Origin of the sequence: Clostridium uliginosum, assembly GCF_900112485.1 — a bacterium.
In the GTDB taxonomy this organism is placed as follows: Bacteria; Bacillota; Clostridia; order Clostridiales; family Clostridiaceae; genus Clostridium; species Clostridium uliginosum.
In genome coordinates this window covers 13990-33380 of the sequence record NZ_FOMG01000002.1, presented here as the reverse complement: position 1 = coordinate 33380, position 19391 = coordinate 13990, and the positions used below count along the sequence as shown (strand labels likewise).

The 19391-nt window shown below is 26.1% G+C and carries 18 protein-coding genes, 1 riboswitch and 1 other annotated feature; of the genes, 17 read left to right on the top strand and 1 reads right to left on the bottom strand.

Annotation, left to right across the window (positions count from 1 at the left end; translation table 11 throughout):
• Positions 1–468: 468 nt before the first annotated feature.
• Positions 469–736, top strand: a binding site (T-box leader).
• 293 nt (positions 737–1029) lie between these two features.
• Together brnQ and BM027_RS01690 are read left to right on the top strand one after the other, a co-directional pair.
• The gene (gene brnQ / locus BM027_RS01695; RefSeq protein WP_090088222.1) at positions 1030–2370 is read left to right on the top strand and encodes a branched-chain amino acid transport system II carrier protein; all 1341 of its coding nucleotides are present in this window, start codon (positions 1030–1032) and stop codon (positions 2368–2370) included.
• Positions 2371–2485: 115 nt separating this feature from the next.
• Positions 2486–3166, top strand: coding sequence for a Crp/Fnr family transcriptional regulator (locus BM027_RS01690; RefSeq protein ID WP_090088220.1), 681 nt, complete (start codon positions 2486–2488; stop codon positions 3164–3166).
• A gap of 108 nt (positions 3167–3274) precedes the next feature.
• Here BM027_RS01690 and BM027_RS01685 read toward each other — a convergent pair whose 3' ends face one another.
• Complete coding sequence (locus BM027_RS01685) at positions 3275–4054, bottom strand: DeoR/GlpR family DNA-binding transcription regulator (RefSeq protein ID WP_090088218.1); 780 nt, start codon at positions 4052–4054, stop codon at positions 3275–3277.
• A gap of 387 nt (positions 4055–4441) precedes the next feature.
• On the opposite strand from BM027_RS01685, the gene deoC reads away from it, so the two are divergent.
• The 15 genes from deoC (at position 4442) to BM027_RS17935 (ending at position 19241) form a co-directional block, all read left to right on the top strand.
• Entirely contained in the window at positions 4442–5107 is a 666-nt protein-coding gene (deoC, locus tag BM027_RS01680) for a deoxyribose-phosphate aldolase (RefSeq protein WP_090088216.1), read from the top strand.
• Positions 5108–5275: 168 nt separating this feature from the next.
• Positions 5276–6913, top strand: a complete 1638-nt coding sequence (hcp, locus tag BM027_RS01675) for a hydroxylamine reductase (protein WP_090088214.1) — start codon at positions 5276–5278, stop codon at positions 6911–6913.
• 375 nt (positions 6914–7288) lie between these two features.
• Positions 7289–7624: a hypothetical protein gene (locus tag BM027_RS01670; protein WP_090088212.1), complete on the top strand. Its 336-nt coding sequence runs from the start codon at positions 7289–7291 to the stop codon at positions 7622–7624.
• Between the two features lie 180 nt (positions 7625–7804).
• Positions 7805–8575: a hypothetical protein gene (locus BM027_RS01665; RefSeq protein ID WP_090088210.1), complete on the top strand. Its 771-nt coding sequence runs from the start codon at positions 7805–7807 to the stop codon at positions 8573–8575.
• A gap of 347 nt (positions 8576–8922) precedes the next feature.
• The gene (locus BM027_RS01660; protein WP_090088208.1) at positions 8923–9570 is read left to right on the top strand and encodes a YczE/YyaS/YitT family protein; all 648 of its coding nucleotides are present in this window, start codon (positions 8923–8925) and stop codon (positions 9568–9570) included.
• 444 nt (positions 9571–10014) lie between these two features.
• A complete protein-coding gene (locus BM027_RS01655; RefSeq protein WP_090088206.1) occupies positions 10015–10572 on the top strand; it encodes an accessory gene regulator ArgB-like protein in 558 nt (185 codons plus the stop codon).
• Positions 10573–10670: 98 nt separating this feature from the next.
• Positions 10671–10799 (top strand): hypothetical protein, encoded by a 129-nt coding sequence (locus BM027_RS18645; RefSeq protein ID WP_278320182.1) that lies wholly within the window; start codon positions 10671–10673, stop codon positions 10797–10799.
• A gap of 31 nt (positions 10800–10830) precedes the next feature.
• Positions 10831–12111, top strand: coding sequence for a sensor histidine kinase (locus BM027_RS01650; protein WP_090088204.1), 1281 nt, complete (start codon positions 10831–10833; stop codon positions 12109–12111).
• A 185-nt stretch (positions 12112–12296) separates the two neighbouring features.
• Positions 12297–13538 (top strand): hypothetical protein, encoded by a 1242-nt coding sequence (locus tag BM027_RS01645; protein WP_090088202.1) that lies wholly within the window; start codon positions 12297–12299, stop codon positions 13536–13538.
• Between the two features lie 140 nt (positions 13539–13678).
• Positions 13679–13794, top strand: a riboswitch (SAM riboswitch).
• A 109-nt stretch (positions 13795–13903) separates the two neighbouring features.
• Positions 13904–14869: a methionine ABC transporter ATP-binding protein gene (locus tag BM027_RS01640; protein ID WP_090088199.1), complete on the top strand. Its 966-nt coding sequence runs from the start codon at positions 13904–13906 to the stop codon at positions 14867–14869.
• A complete protein-coding gene (locus tag BM027_RS01635) occupies positions 14869–15507 on the top strand; it encodes a methionine ABC transporter permease (RefSeq protein WP_090088197.1) in 639 nt (212 codons plus the stop codon). The genes BM027_RS01640 and BM027_RS01635 overlap by 1 nt, the downstream gene beginning before the upstream one ends.
• A 135-nt stretch (positions 15508–15642) precedes the next feature.
• The gene (locus tag BM027_RS01630) at positions 15643–16476 is read left to right on the top strand and encodes a MetQ/NlpA family ABC transporter substrate-binding protein (protein WP_090088195.1); all 834 of its coding nucleotides are present in this window, start codon (positions 15643–15645) and stop codon (positions 16474–16476) included.
• 527 nt (positions 16477–17003) lie between these two features.
• Positions 17004–17966 carry a YkvA family protein gene (locus tag BM027_RS01625; protein ID WP_090088192.1) on the top strand — a complete coding sequence of 321 codons (963 nt, stop codon included), beginning with the start codon at positions 17004–17006 and terminating at the stop codon, positions 17964–17966.
• Positions 17967–18014: 48 nt separating this feature from the next.
• A complete protein-coding gene (locus BM027_RS01620; protein ID WP_090088585.1) occupies positions 18015–18971 on the top strand; it encodes a ribonuclease H1 domain-containing protein in 957 nt (318 codons plus the stop codon).
• A gap of 96 nt (positions 18972–19067) precedes the next feature.
• Positions 19068–19241 carry a YtxH domain-containing protein gene (locus tag BM027_RS17935; RefSeq protein ID WP_139209527.1) on the top strand — a complete coding sequence of 58 codons (174 nt, stop codon included), beginning with the start codon at positions 19068–19070 and terminating at the stop codon, positions 19239–19241.
• The last annotated feature ends 150 nt before the right edge of the window (positions 19242–19391 follow it).

Below are 19391 nucleotides of genomic sequence, written 5' to 3'. Positions count from 1 at the left end.
TTTTGTATCAGACAAGGAGGTAAGTTATGCTTATAGCTTATCTATTAGTATAACTTACAGATGCAATATGACACATAATAGACAAGCGTACTGGTCTATTATTTTTTTGAATATGCCTAATTTTAGTATTACCAATTATTTTAATAATATGATTTTAACCATTAAATAGGATTAATATTCGTTTTAGAGTTCTTAAAGTAAATTTCACCGTCCGTGAGCTTTATATAATAATATCAACACGGTTTTAAAACAAAGCCTATTTTTTATGTTCTTAAGGCATATTAAAATAAATAACAAGTCAGTATGCTAGTCTATTTTGTGTCATACTGCGTCAATAAAATCAGCCCATAGCTTGCTATGCGTTAATTTTATTTCCTTTAATATGCCTAAAGTTAATTATAATTAGTATAAATTTATTATATTGACAATATTTAAAGGTGGGTGTATTATAATTAAAATATTAGAAAAATAAATTCTATGAAGAGAAAAAGTAAGTAGTAATTACTGTTCTACAGAAAGTTGGTAGTTGATGAAAGCCAACGTTCAGAGTACTAACTGAAAATCATCTCGGAGAAGTGAAGCAGAAATTATATTAAAGTAAGCTTCAACGGAGTTTCACCGTTAAAAGAAAAACGTATTATTTAGTACGTAGCTAAGTGCTATAAGATGAATTAAAATTATGTTTTTATCATTTTATAGAATCAGGGTGGTATCGCGATTAAACCTCGTCCCTTTCATTAGGGACGGGGTATTTTTATATTTAGTTATAGGGAAAAATTAACAATTAAGTATAAGATGTATACTTTGTGCTAGAAGATAAGATGTAATTCACTGATAGTGATGCTATTAGTAAATACATAGACAAAAGTATGGTGCAAAAATTGATTAGTTATTTTTTGAAACTACTTTAAGGGGGAATTTATATGGATATTGAAGGTGACATTAGTGATAAGTAAATAATTTATAAGAACATATTAGGCACATGAAAGAATAGCTTAATATTTAACTAGAAAATAGGGGGATTTTAAAATGAATAATTTATCAAAGAAAAATTTAGGACTTATAAGCTTAATGCTTTTTTCATTATTTTTTGGAGCAGGAAATTTAATATTTCCACCATTTCTTGCACAATCAGCAGGAAGTGCTACTTGGGTAGCAATGGCAGGATTTTTTATAACAGCAGTGGGGTTCCCTGTATTAGGAGTAATTGCAGTTGCTAAATCTGGTGGGCTAAAAGCATTAGCCAATAGAGTAAATCCGATTTTTGCATCTATATTTACAGTTTTAATATATTTATCAATAGGACCATGCCTTGGAATTCCAAGAGCAGGAAGTCTTCCTTTTGAAATGGCAGTAGCACCATTTTTACCAGAAGGAATGATTTCAGTTACTTTAGCAAGACTTATATATACTTTAATATTTTTTTCTTTAGCTTATTGGATCTGTTTAACACCATCTAAGTTAGTAGACCGTATGGGGAAATTTTTAACACCAACTTTATTAACTTTAATTTCATGTGTTTTTCTAGCAAGTGTTCTAAAACCATTAGGTGGATATGGAGTAGCTAGTGGAGAATATGTAATATCACCTTTAGTTAAAGGTTTCTTGGATGGATATTTAACTATGGACACTATTGCAGCATTAAATTTTGGAATAGTAATTTCATTAGCAATAAAATCTAAAGGTGTTAAAGAAGAAAAATACGTTGTCTCAAATTCAATAAAGGCTGGATTAATTGCGGGTGGATTATTAATAATAATTTATTCTATGCTTGCTCATTTAGGAGCAACTTCTGGAGGAAAATTTGGAGCTACTGAAAATGGAGCTCAAACTCTTACAAATGTAATGACTTATATATTTGGACAACCAGGTGTTATATTACTTGCAGCAATTTTCACAGTTGCTTGTTTAACTACTTGTGTTGGACTTATAACTTCTTGTAGTGAATATTTTAGAACATTAAATTCAAAAGTATCTTATAAAGCATGGGTTAGAATTCTTTCTGTTTCAAGTATGGTACTTGCTAATATGGGATTAACAAAGATTCTTTCAGTATCAGTTCCAGTGTTAAATGCTATTTATCCAATAGCTATAATGCTTATAGTACTTGCAATGACAAATAATCTTTTTGGCGGAAGTTCAGTGGTATATTCTTTTACAATATTATTTACTTCAGTAGTAAGTATAGTAGATGCACTAAATCAAGCTGGAATAAGTATAAGCTTTATGGTAAATGCATTTTCTAAATTACCACTTTATTCGCAAGGACTTGGTTGGATAGTGCCAGCAATATTAGGAGCTTGTATCGGAATTTCATATAAGTTTATCAAAGAGCATTTTACAAAAAAACTAGTGACTGAAGGGTTTTAATATAAAAACGCGGATATGAACTTGTTATTAATGATATAATAAAAAATAGAATTATAAGCATACGTTAATAAGTTTAGCGTATGCTTTGCTTTTTACAGGAGGATAAGGTGTTTATATGGAAGATGTAATTAATAAATTAAAAGAAAATCAATTTTTTAATGGACTTGAAAGTCAAGATATAAGAAATGTTATTTCTAATATTAGGTATTCTTTAAAATGTTATGAAAAAGGTGAAGTTATTGCATCAGAAGAAGAAGAGTGTAATAGTTTAGGAATTATATTAGATGGTATAGTTGAGATTCAAAAAATATATTCAAGTGGAAAATGCATTGTCCTAAAGAGATTAGCTAATAATGATGTTTTTGGTGAAGCATTAGTTTTTTCAAACAAAAGTACTTATCCATCAACTGTTATGGCTTTTAATAATTGTAAAATTATATATATAAAGAAAGAAGATATTATTAAGTTATGCTTAAAAGAAGAAAAAATATTAGAAAATTTTATGGCTTTATTAAGTAATAAAGTATTAATGTTAAATTCAAAGATAAAAAATATATCATTTAAAAGTGTTAAACATAAAGTTATCAACTTTATATTAGAACAGATGAAAGAGCAAGAAAGTGAAGTAATTAATTTAAAAGAGAGTAAAGAAGAAATTTCATCTATTCTTGGAATTCCAAGACCATCTTTATCAAGAGAATTAATGAGTCTTAGGGATATGAATTACATTGAATTTAATAGGAATACAATTAAAATTTTAAATATTGAACAATTAGAAGAAGAATTGTTTGATTAGGGATATGAAAGAAAAGTATATATGCTTAGAGCAAGGCTATTGATTAAACAATAGCCTTGTATTGATTTAAGGCATATGAAAGAAAATATCAAGTCAAAGATGCCCAAACTAAACAATAATTAACCGTATCTCTAAATTTTTAATACGATCAATCCACTCTTTTGAAATCCCATTATCTGTAATAATGACATCAAATTCATTTAAATCAGCAAAGTATGAAGATTTTACTATTCCAAATTTTTGAGAATCTACTAATAGTATTTTTTCTACAGAAGAACCTATAATAGCACGTTTAGTTGGTACTTCATAGTTATTAGAGCAGGTAACCCCTAATTGCTCATGAATACCTGCAGCTGAAACAAACACTTTTGTTGCTCGGGTATTTTCAATTAGAGAAATTCCTTCAGAACTTTCAAACATTTGTGTGTTGGGATGAAAATATCCACCAGCAAAAATTAATTTAATATTATCTTTTCCTTTTAAAGCCATTAAAATATTAGTATTGTAAAATAATGCAGTTAGGTTCATATCATTACTAATATTTTGAGCGAGTTTTTCTGTAGTTGTTCCAGTATCAATAATAATAATATCATCAGTTTGTATTAAAGTTTCAGCCACTTTTCCTATTTTACATTTTTCACCTTCTTGTATTACAACTTCATTTGTAATATCGTAAAAATTATCTAATTTTTGAATACTATTTAGTGGATTATAAATTGTAGCTCCATATACATTGTTTACAATATTATTTGACTTTAAAACATTTAAATCTCTTCTAATTGTCATTTCAGATACGCCTAATGTAGAGGCTAGTTCTTTGATAGAAGCACCATTTTTTTCTTTTAATATTTCTATAATCTTATTTGTTCGTTCTAATTTTTTGCTCATTTTGCCCCCGTTTTTTTTGTATTATTAACAATTTTAATTATTATTTAATCATAAAAAACGATGTAAATAAAATTTAATTATTTGTTTATATTTTAACATTTTTCGTGCAAAATACAAATAAATAATAAAACTCATTTATATTTATAAGAAAAAACCTTTAAATAATAATATAATCAAAATAAATGTTATAGTTAGAACAAAAAAAGTTGACAATGTAACATTTTGAAATTAGAATATAACTATGAAAATTAACAATATGAAAATAAAGTATATAATAAGGAAAAGAGATGTACTTTATTTTCATAAAGAACTTTTATTTTGCCAGCGAGATAGATAAAGGTTCTTTAATAAAAGATTGTTTTTAGCGCTGGAGAAATGGAGTTATTTATGACAAATTCAGAAATTTTAAAACATGTTGATCACACTTTATTAAAGGCATTTGCAACATGGGATGATATTCAAAAGATATGTGAAGATGCTATTGAATATGAAACTGCTTCTGTATGTATTCCATCTTGTTATATTTCCCGTATTCATGAAAAATATGGAGATAAAATTAACATTTGTACTGTTGTAGGTTTTCCTCTTGGCTATAGTGAAACAGTAGCAAAGTTGGCAGAAACAAAAAAAGCACTAGAAGATGGTGCAAATGAAATTGATATGGTAATTAATATTACAGATGTGAAAAATGGATTATATGAAAAAGTAACTGAAGAAATTGCAACTTTAAAAGAAGCAGTTGGAGATAAAATATTAAAGGTTATTATTGAAACCTGTTATTTGACAGAAGATGAAAAGATTGAAATGTGTAAGGCAGTAACAAAAGCTGGAGCAGATTTCATTAAAACATCTACTGGTTTTGGTACAGGTGGTGCAACTATTGAAGACGTAAAGCTATTTAAAAAATATATTGGTAAAAACGTAAAAATTAAGGCTGCCGGTGGTGTTAAAAGTGTTGCAGATCTTGAAATGTTCATAAAAGAAGGCTGTGAAAGAATTGGTACTAGTTCAGCAATTAATATGATAAAAGGAAAAGAAACATTAGGCTATTAAAATCAAATTTAAATGTTGGAAAAGTATATTAGGATAAATGATTAATTAAAAAATAGTTTGTAACTTATGTTACAGACTATTTTTTTGATTGAATATAAAATAAGTACATAAGGTATATGAAAGATATTAATTAATGTAACTAAATTAAATTGAGAAGGAGATTTAAATATGGATAATAAAATGTTTTGTTTTCAATGTCAAGAAGCTGCAGGTTGTACAGGCTGTACTATAAGAGGTGTATGTGGAAAAACACCAGAACTTGCAAAGCTTCAAGATTTATTAATATATACAACTAGAGGATTATCAGAAGTGGCAACAAAGGTTAGAGAAGAAGGTATAATAGTATCTAAAATTGTAAATACAACTGTAACAATGAACCTTTTTACTACTATAACTAATGCTAATTTTGATAATTCAGTATTTTATGCTAAGGTGAGAGAAACTTTAGACATAAAAGAAGAATTATTAGAAAAATTAACCCATAAAGAAACTTTAAGTTCAGCTGCCTTATGGAATACAAAAAGTGAAGATGAGATGAATAAAAAAGCTTCAATGGTAGGAGTCTTATCTACGGAGAATGAAGATGTTAGAAGTTTAAGAGAACTTATTACTTACGGATTAAAAGGACTGTCTGCATATGTAAAACATGCAAATGCTTTAGGTTATGAAGATGAGGAAATATGTGCTTTTATGCAAAAAGCATTAGCATTAACTGCTGATAATAATGTATCTGTAGATGAATATATAGCCTTAACTTTAGAAATAGGTAAAGTTGGAGTTGATGGAATGGCTTTATTAGATAAAGCAAATACAGAAAGTTATGGACATCCAGAAGCAACTAAAGTTAATATTGGGGTAAGCAATAAGCCTGGAATCTTAGTATCAGGTCATGACTTAAAAGATCTTGAACAATTACTAATTCAAACAGAAGGTACAGGAGTAGATATTTATACTCACTCTGAAATGTTACCAGCTCACTATTATCCAGCTTTTAAAAAGTATTCACATTTTATAGGTAACTATGGTAATGCATGGTGGAAACAAACTGAGGAATTTGAAAGTTTTAATGGACCAATACTTATGACAACTAACTGTATAGTTACACCAAAAGATAGCTATAAGAACAGAATGTATACTACAGGAGCAGCTGGATTTGAAGGATGTACTCATATTGTAGCTGACAAAACAGGAAATAAAGATTTTACAGTAATAATTGAACAAGCTAAAAAGTGCTTAGCTCCTATTCAAATAGAAGAGGGAGAAATCATAGGAGGATTTGCTCATAACCAAGTACTTGCACTAGCAGATAAGATAGTTGAAGCAGTAAAAACTGGAGCTATAAAGAAATTCTTTGTTATGGCAGGATGTGATGGTAGATCTAAAAAGAGAGAGTATTATACAGATTTTGCAAAAGCTCTTCCAAGTGATACTGTTATATTAACAGCAGGTTGTGCAAAATATAAGTATAACAAGTTAAAATTAGGGGATATAGGTGGAATACCTAGAGTATTAGATGCAGGTCAATGTAATGATTCTTATTCTTTAGCATTAATTGCATTAAAGCTTAAAGAAGTATTTGAACTTGAAGATATAAATGAATTGCCAATAGCATTCAATATTGCATGGTATGAACAAAAAGCAGTAATAGTTCTTTTATCTCTATTACATTTAGGAGTAAAGAATATTCATTTAGGACCAACATTACCAGCATTTCTTTCACCAAATGTAGTTAATGTTTTAGTAGAGAACTTTGGAATAGGCGGAATTACAAATGTTGAGGATGATATAAAAATGTTCTTAGACTAATAAGATATTTTAAATAGACTAATGTTTTAAGTGAATGTTGATATTGTAATATGAAGCTCATATTATAATATCAACATTCACTTAAAACATAACCTTTAAAGAAAATAATAAGTCCAGTATTTTTAATATGAAAAATACTGGATTATTTGTTTTATCTATAAATAAAATTTTTGGGAATTATAAAGAATTTGAATATCCTTAAAAATTATTTTTATAGATAGATTGAAATTAAATAGTTGATATATTTTTGTTATTAAAATAGACTTAGAGAAGTGTAATTACAAATTAAGGCACATTCAAAAAAATAATAGATCAGTATGCTTGTTTATTATTTTCTTTCACGTGCCTAATTAATAAAAAGTGAGGTGAGTTTAGATGAATAAAGATTATATTAATGCAATGGACGCAGCAAATGAATATGGATTATATTTAAAGGTAGTTACTTCTGTAAAATCTTTTGATACATATAATAGCTTTTTTAATATTTTTGATCAACAAGATGAACCTTGTAGGAGAATAGTTATGTTAACAAGAGACAAGCAATTAGAAGAAGTTTATGATGAAAACCCTACTGAAGATGTAGATTCAAACAAAATGATAGATGATAATATATGGATTAAAAGTTTTTCTTTACTTATAAATCCTAATAAGATTGAATTAGGGGATATAGTTGTATCAAAAATTTTAGTAGAAGAACTATGTAATAAATAGAATATGCTTTAGGCATATTCTATTTATACATCGTATTTTTCATTTATTTTCATATGCCTTATGTAATTTTCCTACTATATATTTATATATAAATCTTATTTGTAATTTAGTTAACATAATTAGAAAAATATGGTAAAATATATATAGAAATATAATAGGTATAATTAAGGGAGTGGGATTATGAAGAAAACAAGTTTTTTTAAGAAAAATGATGCTGAAGTAGAGACTTCACAAATGTTTGAGCAAACAAATGAAAAAGGAGAATATAGAGGAGACAATTCTAAAAAAAAGAATCTATCAATAATTGATAAAAATATAATTAAGTATGTTATTGATCAATTTCCTTCTATGTCTGTTGAAATCAGAAGTTCTTTAACTAATTTAGCTAATACTTTAGAAAATACTATAGATTATATTGAAGATAAGTCAAGCTATGCAGTTAAAACTGAAAGAGATTTTGAACTTAGTGAATCACATAGAAATACATCTATAGCAATATATGATATTGTTCAAAGTATAGATAAATATGTAAAATGGATGGAAGAAGAGTATGAAGAAGCTATTAATAATAATGAGATAAGTATAAAGAATAGTGAATTAAAGACCAATGAGACAAATATTGAATTACAAAGTCAACATATAAACAGTGACATAGATATTGAAGGTGGAATAGAGATATATAAGGATTTTTCATTAAAAGAACCTAAGGCATTTAAATTAGATGATAATATAATAGAGGTAGAAAATTGGGATGATTTACTTGTAAAAACAGCAGAAGTATTAACAAAGAAATATAAGAAAAATAAGAATAGTGATAAAGTTGTAAATACAGATATAAAAATTTTAGAGAAAAAATCTAATGAGAATACATTAAGAAATACAGTGATAGAAATGCTTAATGAATATAAAATAAGTCTTAACGATTTTAAGCTTATTGTTCAAGATAAGTAACAAATGTAAAATAATAGAGAGCATAAGTGTTAATTTGATTTATATTAATGGGTTGACTAGAAATGATCTAGAGATCATTTCTAGTTGGCTTTTTTTATTGGATTAATAGCATAGTGGTAATTAAACCAAATAATAATAAGAACAATTTTCCTAATTATATATATTTTAATTAATATGTTTAATTTTGATAGATGGGAAGTGTAAATAAAATAAATTTTTTATCGTTTTTTGACAAAGTAAATCACATAATGTAAAATACTTTTTAGGCTTGTACGAATAATGGCTTATTTTAAGAAATAATTAAATAAATAGTTGTAGCAAAATATGAAAAAAAGGATGGAAAAAATATGGATAAAAAAATATGGATAAAAAAACTGATTTTATTTTTCTTTGGGATGGCAATAATTCAGTTTGGAGTAGCATTATCTTTAGTAACCAATATTGGTACTGATTCATTTACAGTTTTTACCCAAGGCTTATCTAAAGTATTAGGAAGTACTCCAGGAATAGCCAATATGGTTATATTATTTGTATTAACTTGTATAATACTTTTAGCAGATAGAAAACGTATAAAGCTTGGAACATTTATTTGTCTTATTGGAGTAGGGCCAGTGATTGATTTTGCAATGTGGATATTTTCAAGCTTACCAATAGATTCTTGTAATATATTTATAAAGGCATTATTAATTGTTTTGGTGAATTTTATTATAGCAATTGGTTTTTCAATACTTTCAGCAACAGATCTAGGTGTTGCGCCTAATGATATTGTGCCATTTATAATACAAAATAAAACAAAATTCCAATATAGTTGGATTCGTATGGCATTAGACGCTACATACTTAGTTGTAGGATATTTGTTAGGTGGAAAAGTATGGATTGGAACAATAATATGTATGTTAACAATAGGACCATTTATTCAATTATTACTTCCTTATGGAGAGAAGTTTGTAGATATTATATTAGAAAAAAAAGAGCTAATTAATACTGAAGCTTAATTTATTTTTTTATTAAAAAAGTTGATGTAAAATGATTTAGGCATATATAAAGAAAATAACGAGTCAAAGATGTAATGTATATTTTGTGTCAGGCAAGGAAGGATGTTCACTTAATAATTTATCTATTAGGTGAACATCCTGACGTAGTATGGTCAGAATATATTAGACACATTGACTTGTTATTTTTTTGAGTATGTCTTATATATAATTTGAGTCAGCTTTTTTTAGATACCTAAATTAATAATATCAATGTGGTTTTAAAACAGAGCCAAATTTATAATAAATAATGGATTTTAAAAAAAATACCTAAATAAGAATTATTGTAAAATATCACAAATTTCAACTTAATAATGTAAATAGACATTTTTTTATTGAAAAATATGTAAATAGAGTTTATAATACAAGAGTGCACTACAAAAAAATAGTAGAAATGGTAAAAAAGATATGATTAGAGATATTTTGAAAAGATTCGTAAAAAATATATCAGATGCTAATGGATATAGTAAAGATCAACAAGAACAAATTGAATATACAGTTATAATGTTATCTTTTGAAATAATAAAATTAGTTTCGATTATATTAATATTTTCAATGTTTGGATATTTTAAAGAAAGTATTCTTGTTATTGCCGTTATGTCAATGACAAAGCCTTTTATAGGTGGATATCATGAATATACTCAAATAAGATGTTTTATAGCTTCATTGCTAATAACAGCTGGAGTCATAGAATTAAGTTTAAATTCAAAACTTAGTTTTATAAGCAACTGTATTTTAATTTTTATTAGTTTGTTTTGTATGTGGAATACAGCTCCAGTAATAAATAAAAAAATGCCAATTACGCGTCCTCAAATTATAAAAAAAAATAGGATATTAGGAATTAGTATTACTACAGTCTTTGCAGTAATTTCAATACTTTTATATAAGTATAGTTATTTTTATGAAATTATAACATGGACAATCCTGTTTCAAGCAATATTAATGTTTAATAAGAGGGAAACTTAAAGTAGTAATATTAAGATTCAACACTTAAACAATTTAAGTGAGTTTTATACTTATAAAAATCAAAATAAGTTTGAAAATTATTAAGGAGTGAATAAATTATGAAAATGAAAGAATATATTGGAAGATTTTTAATGATGTTATCTAATGCTATGATTACAGCAAGTCCAGCTTCACTAGCTGGAGTAGGTGTTGAAGAAATGCCTGAATCAATGAAAAAGTTTAGATAAAACATTTTCAACAGACAAAGGAGGACGCAAATTGGTAATATCTATAGTAGAGATGATAAATACAATTATTCAATCAATCATGTGCGTAAGTATACCAAATTATTGTATAAATAATGAATATAAGCATAGTAAAAAAGAATTGTCAGTTATTACATTTATAATATTTTTATTTATGGAATTTATAACAAAACAGTTTGGAAACTTATCAATATGTGTATTTATTACTCATATAACAGTTGCTATTATAATAGGTATATTTTATAGAAAAAATTTAATATATGCATTAACTGCTTATACATTAATTTATTTTTTTATAGTAATGGATGTTATGATATTTGGAATCTTAATTTTTGGATATTTTAAATTTTTAGTTTCAGCAGAATATTTAGATGTTTTAACGATTGGTATTGTATATATGCCACAATTTATAATGGAATTTTTATGTATTATGTTTAAAGATGAAATTTTTAAATTATATAAACTTATAATTAATAAAAAGTATTCAATTATTATATTAATTATAATAAGTTTTTTATTAGATTTTATAGGAGCCTTTTATTTAATATTAAGCAATGTAGAGGACAATATCTTATTTGAAAATATTATTGTAATAAGTGGCATAATATTTACCATAATTACTACAATGTATTTTGTTAATATAGCTAGAAATTCAAACAAAATTTTAGCTTTAAATAGAGTTTTGGATACTAGGAATAGTGAATTGAGAAAAATTCAAAATGAGTATGGAAAGCAAATTTCTTATATGTATGATCTTTATTCAATGAAAAGAATTGATAAAATTGGAGAAAAATTAAAAGAAATAATAAATGAAAGTAATCCTAACAAGGAAAATAATTCTAATAGTGAAGTTGATATAAATGATAATTGTGACACAAATACTTTAATAAATAGTATAGTAAAAAAAATATCAGAAAAAGAAATTAATGTTATTGTAGATGATGAAGGTAATTTAGATAAAATCGAAATGTCAGAAATGGAGTTATATAGAATAATATCTAACATTGTAAACAATGCAGTTAAAGCTATGAATGGAATCGGAATTATAATTATTAAAACGTATAATTTAAATAAAAATTTAGTAATTAATATAGAAAATAATGGTCCTAAAATTGAAGAAAAAAATATACACAAAATTTTCGATGCAGGATTTACTACTAAAGATAATATAGATAAAAATCATGGATACGGTTTAAATATTGTTAAAGAATTAGTTGATAAATACAATGGAAGTGTGAATGTAAAAAGCACAGAGGAATCTACAAAATTTGAAGTGAAAATCCCTTTATACTAATTAACTATTTAATTAAAAAATCTTTAAAAAAACAGGTATTGATATATTTAATATCAGTATCTGTTTTTTTATAAAAAAGAATTTAAGTTATATTATTTTTTAAATAAGTAGTATAATAAAAATATGATTAAAAAACATGAAAATTTTAACAAAAATAAATTAGTTATAAGTAGGAGGATGGATTAATGCTTGTAAGAATAGCAAGTGTTATTAATATGATTTTGCAATCTACTGTAATTCTAATTATAACAAACAGCTGTATTAGACAAGAATATAAAAAGAAAAATATAGAATTAATAGGGATTGTTTTTATACTGTTACTAGCTTCAGAATTTTTAAAGAAGTATATCATTGATACAATGATGGTTATTTTTTATATTCATATAATGTGTTTAATTATTTTGGGTATATTTTATAAAAAAGATATAGTTAGAGCTACAATTTCCTACATAATAATATATTTGCTAATGGGAATAACACATATAATATTTATGAATGTAATAATAATATGTTTTCATAAACTAGAATCAATTCAATACATTAATATAATAAGACTTTTTACTACATACATAATAGACTACATAGTTATTTATTATATATTTAAGCATAGAAAACGTATAATAAAAATACATAATTTATTTATAAACGATAAATTACTTATAAGTATGATTATATTAATGACTTTGGAGGTGGATTATATTATTATTCTTTATTCTAAAAACTTGATAATTAGTTATCCATTAGTAAAAAATCTAATTATTATTGACTTTTTTGCATTTTTTATTTTAATCACAATATATTTTGGTAATATGAAAAGGGAAGCTGAGTATATTCTTAAATTAAATCAAATATTAGATTTAAAAAATAACCAGCTTAGAAAGATTAAGCATGATTATGGTGCTCAAATTTCTTATTTGTATGGTTTATACCTAATGAAAAGAGATGAAAAATTAGGAGAATCTTTGAAAAACATTATGCAAACAAACAATAATATAAAAAGTGCTGTGCAAATTAATTATAATATTCAAAATAAATTAATTTCTGATATATTAAAACCAGTTATTAATAAAGGAATACATGTTATTGTAGAAGATAAAGGTGATTTAGCTTTAGTAAAAATGCCACAAGCTCAATTACATACAATTCTAAGTAATATAGTAGAGAATATAAGTAAGACTAATGGATTTATCATCGTAAAAACATATAATACTTTAGATGAGTTAGTAATTAATATAGAAAATAATGTTACTGAAGTTGAAAGTAATACAGAAAATAATACTTTAGATATACATAGTAAATCTAAATATTATGTATCAAAAAATATAAAACATCTTGTTGATAAGCATAATGGATCTTTTAATATAAAGAATATAGGGTTTTCGACTGAGTTTAAAATAGTATTGCCTTTAGTTGAAAAAATTGTGTAATTTATTTTTTGAATATGCCGATGTACTATGATACAAAATAGACTAGCATACTGACATGTTATTTTTAAAAAATATATATTGACAAATTTAAAATATAGTTTTATAATTCTAAAAAGAAGTTAAAAATTTAATATTTTGATATCTTATCAAGAGTGGCGGAGGGACTGGCCCTGTGAAGCCCAGCAACCTATTTATTGGTTCATTTACCAATTTAGTGGTGCTAATTCCTGCAGCTTTTTTAGCTGGTAGATGAGAGGGTGAATTTGTATAGTGTTATTATGCGCTAGAGATTTATTCTCTAGCGCTTTTGTTTTTTTTATCCGGATAAAATTACAAAAACAAATTTTCCAAAGGAGGAAAAATAGTTGATAGAAATTAAAAACATAGTAAAAAGTTTTGGGGAAACACACGTTTTAAAAGATATTTCAATAAGCATAAAAAAAGGGGAAATTTACGGAATAATAGGACATAGTGGAGCGGGCAAATCTACTTTGTTAAGATGTATAAATGGTCTTGAATCTTATGATAATGGAGTTCTTAATGTTATGGGACATGAAGTTTCATCTTTAAAAGATAAGGATCTTAGAGAATTTAGAAAGAGCTTAGGTATGATTTTTCAAAACTTTAATCTTATGCAAAGGAAAAATGTTTTTGATAATATTGCACTACCTTTGGAAGTGTGGGGATATGATAAAAGAGAAATCAAAACTAGAGTTTTAGAACTTCTTAAATTAGTTGGGCTAGAAGACAAAATATCTAGCAAACCATCAGAACTTAGTGGGGGACAAAAACAAAGAGTTGCAATTGCCAGAGCATTAGCTTTAGAACCCAAGATACTTCTTTGTGATGAGGCTACTTCAGCATTAGATCCAAAAATAACTAAAGATATTTTAGTATTACTTTCTAAGATAAATAAAGAACTTGGTATAACTATAGTAATGGTTACTCATCAAATGGAAGTTGTTAAGGAAGTATGTGAGAAGGTCGCATTAATAGAAGATGGTGAAATTAAGGTAGAGGGTAGAGCAGAAGATTTATTCCTACAACCGGGATTATCACTAAAGAAATTTTTAGGAGAAGAAGAAAATGAAACACTTCCAGAAGAGGGAATTAACATAAAGTTATTATTCCCAAGCAATTCTTCAGAAAATGCTATTATAACAAAAATGGCAAGAGAAGTGGGAGTAGACTTTTCAATTGTGTGGGGCAAGCTTGAAAAGTTTAGAGGTAATATTTTAGGGGGACTTGTAATTAACATACAAGAAAAAGATAAAGATAAAGTACTAAGCTATTTAGAAAGCAAAGATATACTATTGGAGGTTCTTGAGTAATGACAGAAATAATAATTAAAGGCTTAAATGAAACATTGATTATGGTTTTTGCTTCAACAATATTTGCAGTAATATTAGGATTTATTCCTGCAATTTTATTAACAATTACTGCAAGTGATGGATTAAAACCAAATAAAATGATATATAGCATTTTAGATTTTATAGTGAATACTTTAAGGAGTTTTCCATTTCTTATTCTGATGGTAGTAATTATGCCTTTAACCAAAATACTTGTTGGAAAAACAATGGGAACACCAGCAGCTATAGTACCACTTACAATAGCTGCTGCACCATTTGTTTCAAGAGTTGTAGAATCAGCATTAAGAGAAGTTGATAAGGGTGTAATTGAAGCAGCAAAGGCATTTGGAGCTTCAAATACTCAAATAATTTTTAAAGTAATGCTTAAAGAAGCAATACCTTCAATAATGTCTGGAATAACACTTACAATAATAAGTATTGTTGGATATTCTGCAATGGCAGGAAATCTTGGAGGCGGAGGTCTTGGAGACGTAGCAATTAGATATGGATATCAAAGATTTGAAACAACCACAATGATAGTAACATGTATTATTTTAATTATAGTAGTACAAGCACTACAAGTTTTAGGAAATTATTTTTATAAAAAATTATCAAAGTAAAAGAATATTTAATTTATTATATGAAGAAAATAAATTAAATAAATAAATTTTAAGTTCAAAATAAAAGGAAGCTCGACTCACATATGTTGACTTTAGTAAGTTCGAGCAAATAAATATAAAATGGGGGTAAAAAATATGAAAAAGAAATCAATTTTAGTGGTAATTTTAGCAGGAATTCTTGCATTTGGATTAGTAGGTTGTGGGGGCGCAGCAGACAAGACAAAAAGTGCAGATTCAAAGGAAGATAAAATAATAAAAATTGGAGTGTCACCAGAACCACATAAGTCAATTGTTGATGTAGCAGTGCCATTACTTGAAAAGGAAGGCTATAAAGTAGAAATAACTGAATTTACTGATTATGTTCAACCCAATATAGCATTGTCAGAAGGTTCTTTAGATGCTAATTATTTTCAACATTTACCTTATTTAAATGAACAAAATGCATCAAAGGGATTAAAATTAGTTTCAGTGGCACAAGTTCATTTAGAACCAATGGGTTTATACTCTAAAAAAATTAAAAGCTTAGATGAACTTAAAGAGGGAGCTACTATTGCAGTTCCAAACGACCCGTCAAATGAAGCTAGAGCATTAAAATTATTAGCTTCCAATGGAGTAATTAAAATAGCAGATGGTGAATTAGTTACACCTAAAGATATAACAGAAAATAAAAAGAAATTAAAGTTCAGTGAATTAGAAGCAGCTAGTGTCCCTAGATCAATAGGTGATGTTGATGCAGCAGTAATAAATGGTAACTATGCAATTCCAGCTGGATTTGAACCTTCAAAGGATGCTATTGTAATTGAAAATAAGGATTCAGAAGCAGCTAAACCTTATGGAAATATAATTGCAGTTAAGGATGGAAATCAAGAATCAGATAAGATTAAGGCTTTAGTTAAAGCTTTAACTTCTCCAGAAGTTAAAAAATTTATAGAAGATAAATATAATGGAGCAGTAATTCCAGTATTTTAATAAGGCATATAAAAAATTAAATATATAATTCATTGGCTCTGTTTTAGTATAGTGTTTATATTGTTACATTTTTGTGAAGCGTGCATTAGATGTTCTTAAGTTCAATTCTTTAGCACCCTGAACAATATGTAACAATATCAACACTGTTTTAAAACAGATCCAATTCATTAAAAGAGCTAAGTGTAATTAGATAAACAATATTCAATTGCATTTGGCTTTTTTCAGTGTACTTATTAAGTGATTCTTAGGTTCAGGTGGAATTTGTTTATAAAAATTACTTTTCCCATCTGAATCTTAGAAGAACTTATCTAGGTGCGTAGCAGTGCTTATCTCCCACTTTTATAGAAGATGAGAGTATTAGCAATTCTAGCAATCGGATAAAATAAGATAGTAAATACTATTATTTTACCTTTACATATAATTTTTAAACTTAATTATTATATTAAGGCATCTTCAATATTAACAGGAAGTAATGTATACTTTTAAGTATATGTATCAAAATAAATACTCTTAAAGGGGAATATGTTATGAAAATATCAAATGTAAAAGTTAAATTAGTTGGAGAAGACATATTAAGCATCATTAACGATTTCGTTAAGGTAGATGGATTAACTTTAAATAAAATTAATATAGTTGATGGAATTTTAATTCAAGGAAATTTAAAAAAAGGATTTAGTGTAGATTTCTCACTAAAGATAGAAACAATAGAGTGCATAGATGAAAAGCTGATAGGAAGAGTCTCTAACTTTAAAGTTATGAAGTTAGGATTATTTAGAATGATAAGAAGCTTTTTATTGAAAAAATTAGTTGAAGATTTTAAAGATAAAGGGATAACAACTGAAAAGGATAAGATAATAGTAGATATAAATAAGATATTAGAAAAAGTGCCATTTGTAGATTTAAAGATTAAAGAAGTATTCGTTAAAGGGGCAGAAGTTTGGGTAGAAGCTGAAGATATTAATATATCATTAAAGGGTGAATTAGTAAAAGAGATTAATGCAGAAGTAGTTGAAGAGCCGGAAAAAGAAAATGATAAAGAAGTAACAGTTATTAATAAGGTGAATGATAATTACTCTAAGGGAAGAAAGATTTTAGAAGACAAGCTTCCTGAAAAATCAAAAAAATTAAAAAATTATATATTTGTTTTGCCTGATATTGTTTCATTAATATATAGGTTACTAAAGGATGAAAGAGTTCCAGTAAAAACTAAAGTAATAATGTCATCAGCTATTGCATATATAACTTTACCAACGGATATAATACCCAATAATATACCATTTATAGGAGCAATTGATGAAATTGGAGTTGCATTTTTTGCATTAAATAATGTAATTAATGATGTTTCTTTAAATGTGATTATGGAAAATTGGGAAGGCAAAAATGATATTATTATAGTATTAAAAGATGGTCTTGAATATTTAATTAACTTTACAGGAGCAAAAAATGTAGAAAGACTGTATGAAGTTATAAATGAAATAGCTACATTATAGGTGAAGTATTTGAGAGAAAATAATGCTAAGAGAGAAAGGAATAAAAGCGTGGGTAAAAAAGTTTATGCAATAAAAGAAGGATTTGATTCTAAAAATAATATAAAGATAGAAAACATAATAGTTAACACTTGGACAGAGTGCTTGAGTTATGTAAAGGGAGTTAAGGGAGCAAAATATAAAAGTTTTGAAGATATAAAAGAAGCTGAAAAGTTTTTAAGTAATAGTGGTGATTTATTAAAAAAGGAAGATGGAAGTTATCCTAAAGATTGTCTACATATCTATGTTGACGGAAGCTATAATATGAGTACAGAAGAATACTCATATGGTGTTGTAGCTGTGAAAAATAATATAGTACAGCATATTGAAAGTGGAATAGGAAAAAATGATTCTGAAAAAAACATAAGGCAAATAGCAGGAGAACTAAAAGGTGCTGTAAAAGGAGTTCAATATGCATTGAATAATAAAGAAAAAAAAGTAGTGATATTTCATGATTATGCAGGAATTTGTTATCATGCAACAGGCTTTTGGGAGAGAAAAGAGGACTCATCTAAAGAGTACTACAAAAAAATGCAAGAGTTAATGAATAGTGGAATTGAAATTATTTTTGTTAAAGTAGATAGTCATACAGGAGATTTTTTTAATGAACTTGTTGATGAAAAATGCAAAGAAAGGTTATCAATAAAATCAGATAAGGTTGTGCAAAAATGGATTATGGAAAATACTTTGCAAGTATCAAGCTTATCTTTAAAATCAGAAATCTTAAATATTGCACCTAATTGTGAAGAAAATATTATAATTATTAATAACAATAACAATAACAATAACAATAACAATAACAATACTCAAATTTTAACTAATAATATAAAAGAAGAATTAAATAATAATTTTGAAAATATAATTAAAAAATATAAAAATAATAATATAGAATCTAAAAAATGTATTTCAAAGTTATTAAATAAAGAAAAAGAACAATTTATTTTATATTTATTAGAAAAATGTTTTTAGAAATTTTAAATAATAAACCAAAAATTTCATAGAGTAAATTTTCTCAAAATACATAACTTAACTATATCAAATTTAATATACAAGGAGATGTTTATTATGGGAAAATTCACAAGAGGAGTTGCGGCAGGAGCAATAATAGGAGCAACAGTTGGGATGATGGTTATGCCTCAATTAGATAGAAGAACTAAAAGGTCAATGAGAAAAGCAGGAATGAAAATGAGAAATATGGCTGAAGATACTTATGATGGTATGATGCATTGGTCTAAATAAAAATATTTTTGATTAAAAAAGTCTTATCTATATAATTAATAATGTTCTAATATTGGAATATTTATTATTATTTAGATAAGACTTTTTTTTATTTAAAGATAAGAAAATTGCTTCGAAAGAGAACGTATACAACAATTTAAATTTATAAAT

Excerpts from the sequence above, each read along its gene's own strand:
- BM027_RS01665 (WP_090088210.1), top strand. The coding sequence starts at position 7,805 with ATGAAGAAAACAAGTTTTTTTAAGAAAAATGATGCTGAAGTAGAGACT.
- BM027_RS17935 (WP_139209527.1), top strand. The coding sequence starts at position 19,068 with ATGGGAAAATTCACAAGAGGAGTTGCGGCAGGAGCAATAATAGGAGCA.
- BM027_RS01630 (WP_090088195.1), top strand. The coding sequence starts at position 15,643 with ATGAAAAAGAAATCAATTTTAGTGGTAATTTTAGCAGGAATTCTTGCA.
- BM027_RS01645 (WP_090088202.1), top strand. The coding sequence starts at position 12,297 with ATGCTTGTAAGAATAGCAAGTGTTATTAATATGATTTTGCAATCTACT.
- BM027_RS01635 (WP_090088197.1), top strand. The coding sequence starts at position 14,869 with ATGACAGAAATAATAATTAAAGGCTTAAATGAAACATTGATTATGGTT.
- BM027_RS01625 (WP_090088192.1), top strand. The coding sequence starts at position 17,004 with ATGAAAATATCAAATGTAAAAGTTAAATTAGTTGGAGAAGACATATTA.
- BM027_RS01670 (WP_090088212.1), top strand. The coding sequence starts at position 7,289 with ATGAATAAAGATTATATTAATGCAATGGACGCAGCAAATGAATATGGA.
- BM027_RS01660 (WP_090088208.1), top strand. The coding sequence starts at position 8,923 with ATGGATAAAAAAATATGGATAAAAAAACTGATTTTATTTTTCTTTGGG.
- BM027_RS01690 (WP_090088220.1), top strand. The coding sequence starts at position 2,486 with ATGGAAGATGTAATTAATAAATTAAAAGAAAATCAATTTTTTAATGGA.
- brnQ (WP_090088222.1), top strand. The coding sequence starts at position 1,030 with ATGAATAATTTATCAAAGAAAAATTTAGGACTTATAAGCTTAATGCTT.
- BM027_RS01655 (WP_090088206.1), top strand. The coding sequence starts at position 10,015 with ATGATTAGAGATATTTTGAAAAGATTCGTAAAAAATATATCAGATGCT.
- hcp (WP_090088214.1), top strand. The coding sequence starts at position 5,276 with ATGGATAATAAAATGTTTTGTTTTCAATGTCAAGAAGCTGCAGGTTGT.
- deoC (WP_090088216.1), top strand. The coding sequence starts at position 4,442 with ATGACAAATTCAGAAATTTTAAAACATGTTGATCACACTTTATTAAAG.
- BM027_RS01685 (WP_090088218.1), bottom strand. The coding sequence starts at position 4,054 with ATGAGCAAAAAATTAGAACGAACAAATAAGATTATAGAAATATTAAAA.
- BM027_RS18645 (WP_278320182.1), top strand. The coding sequence starts at position 10,671 with ATGAAAATGAAAGAATATATTGGAAGATTTTTAATGATGTTATCTAAT.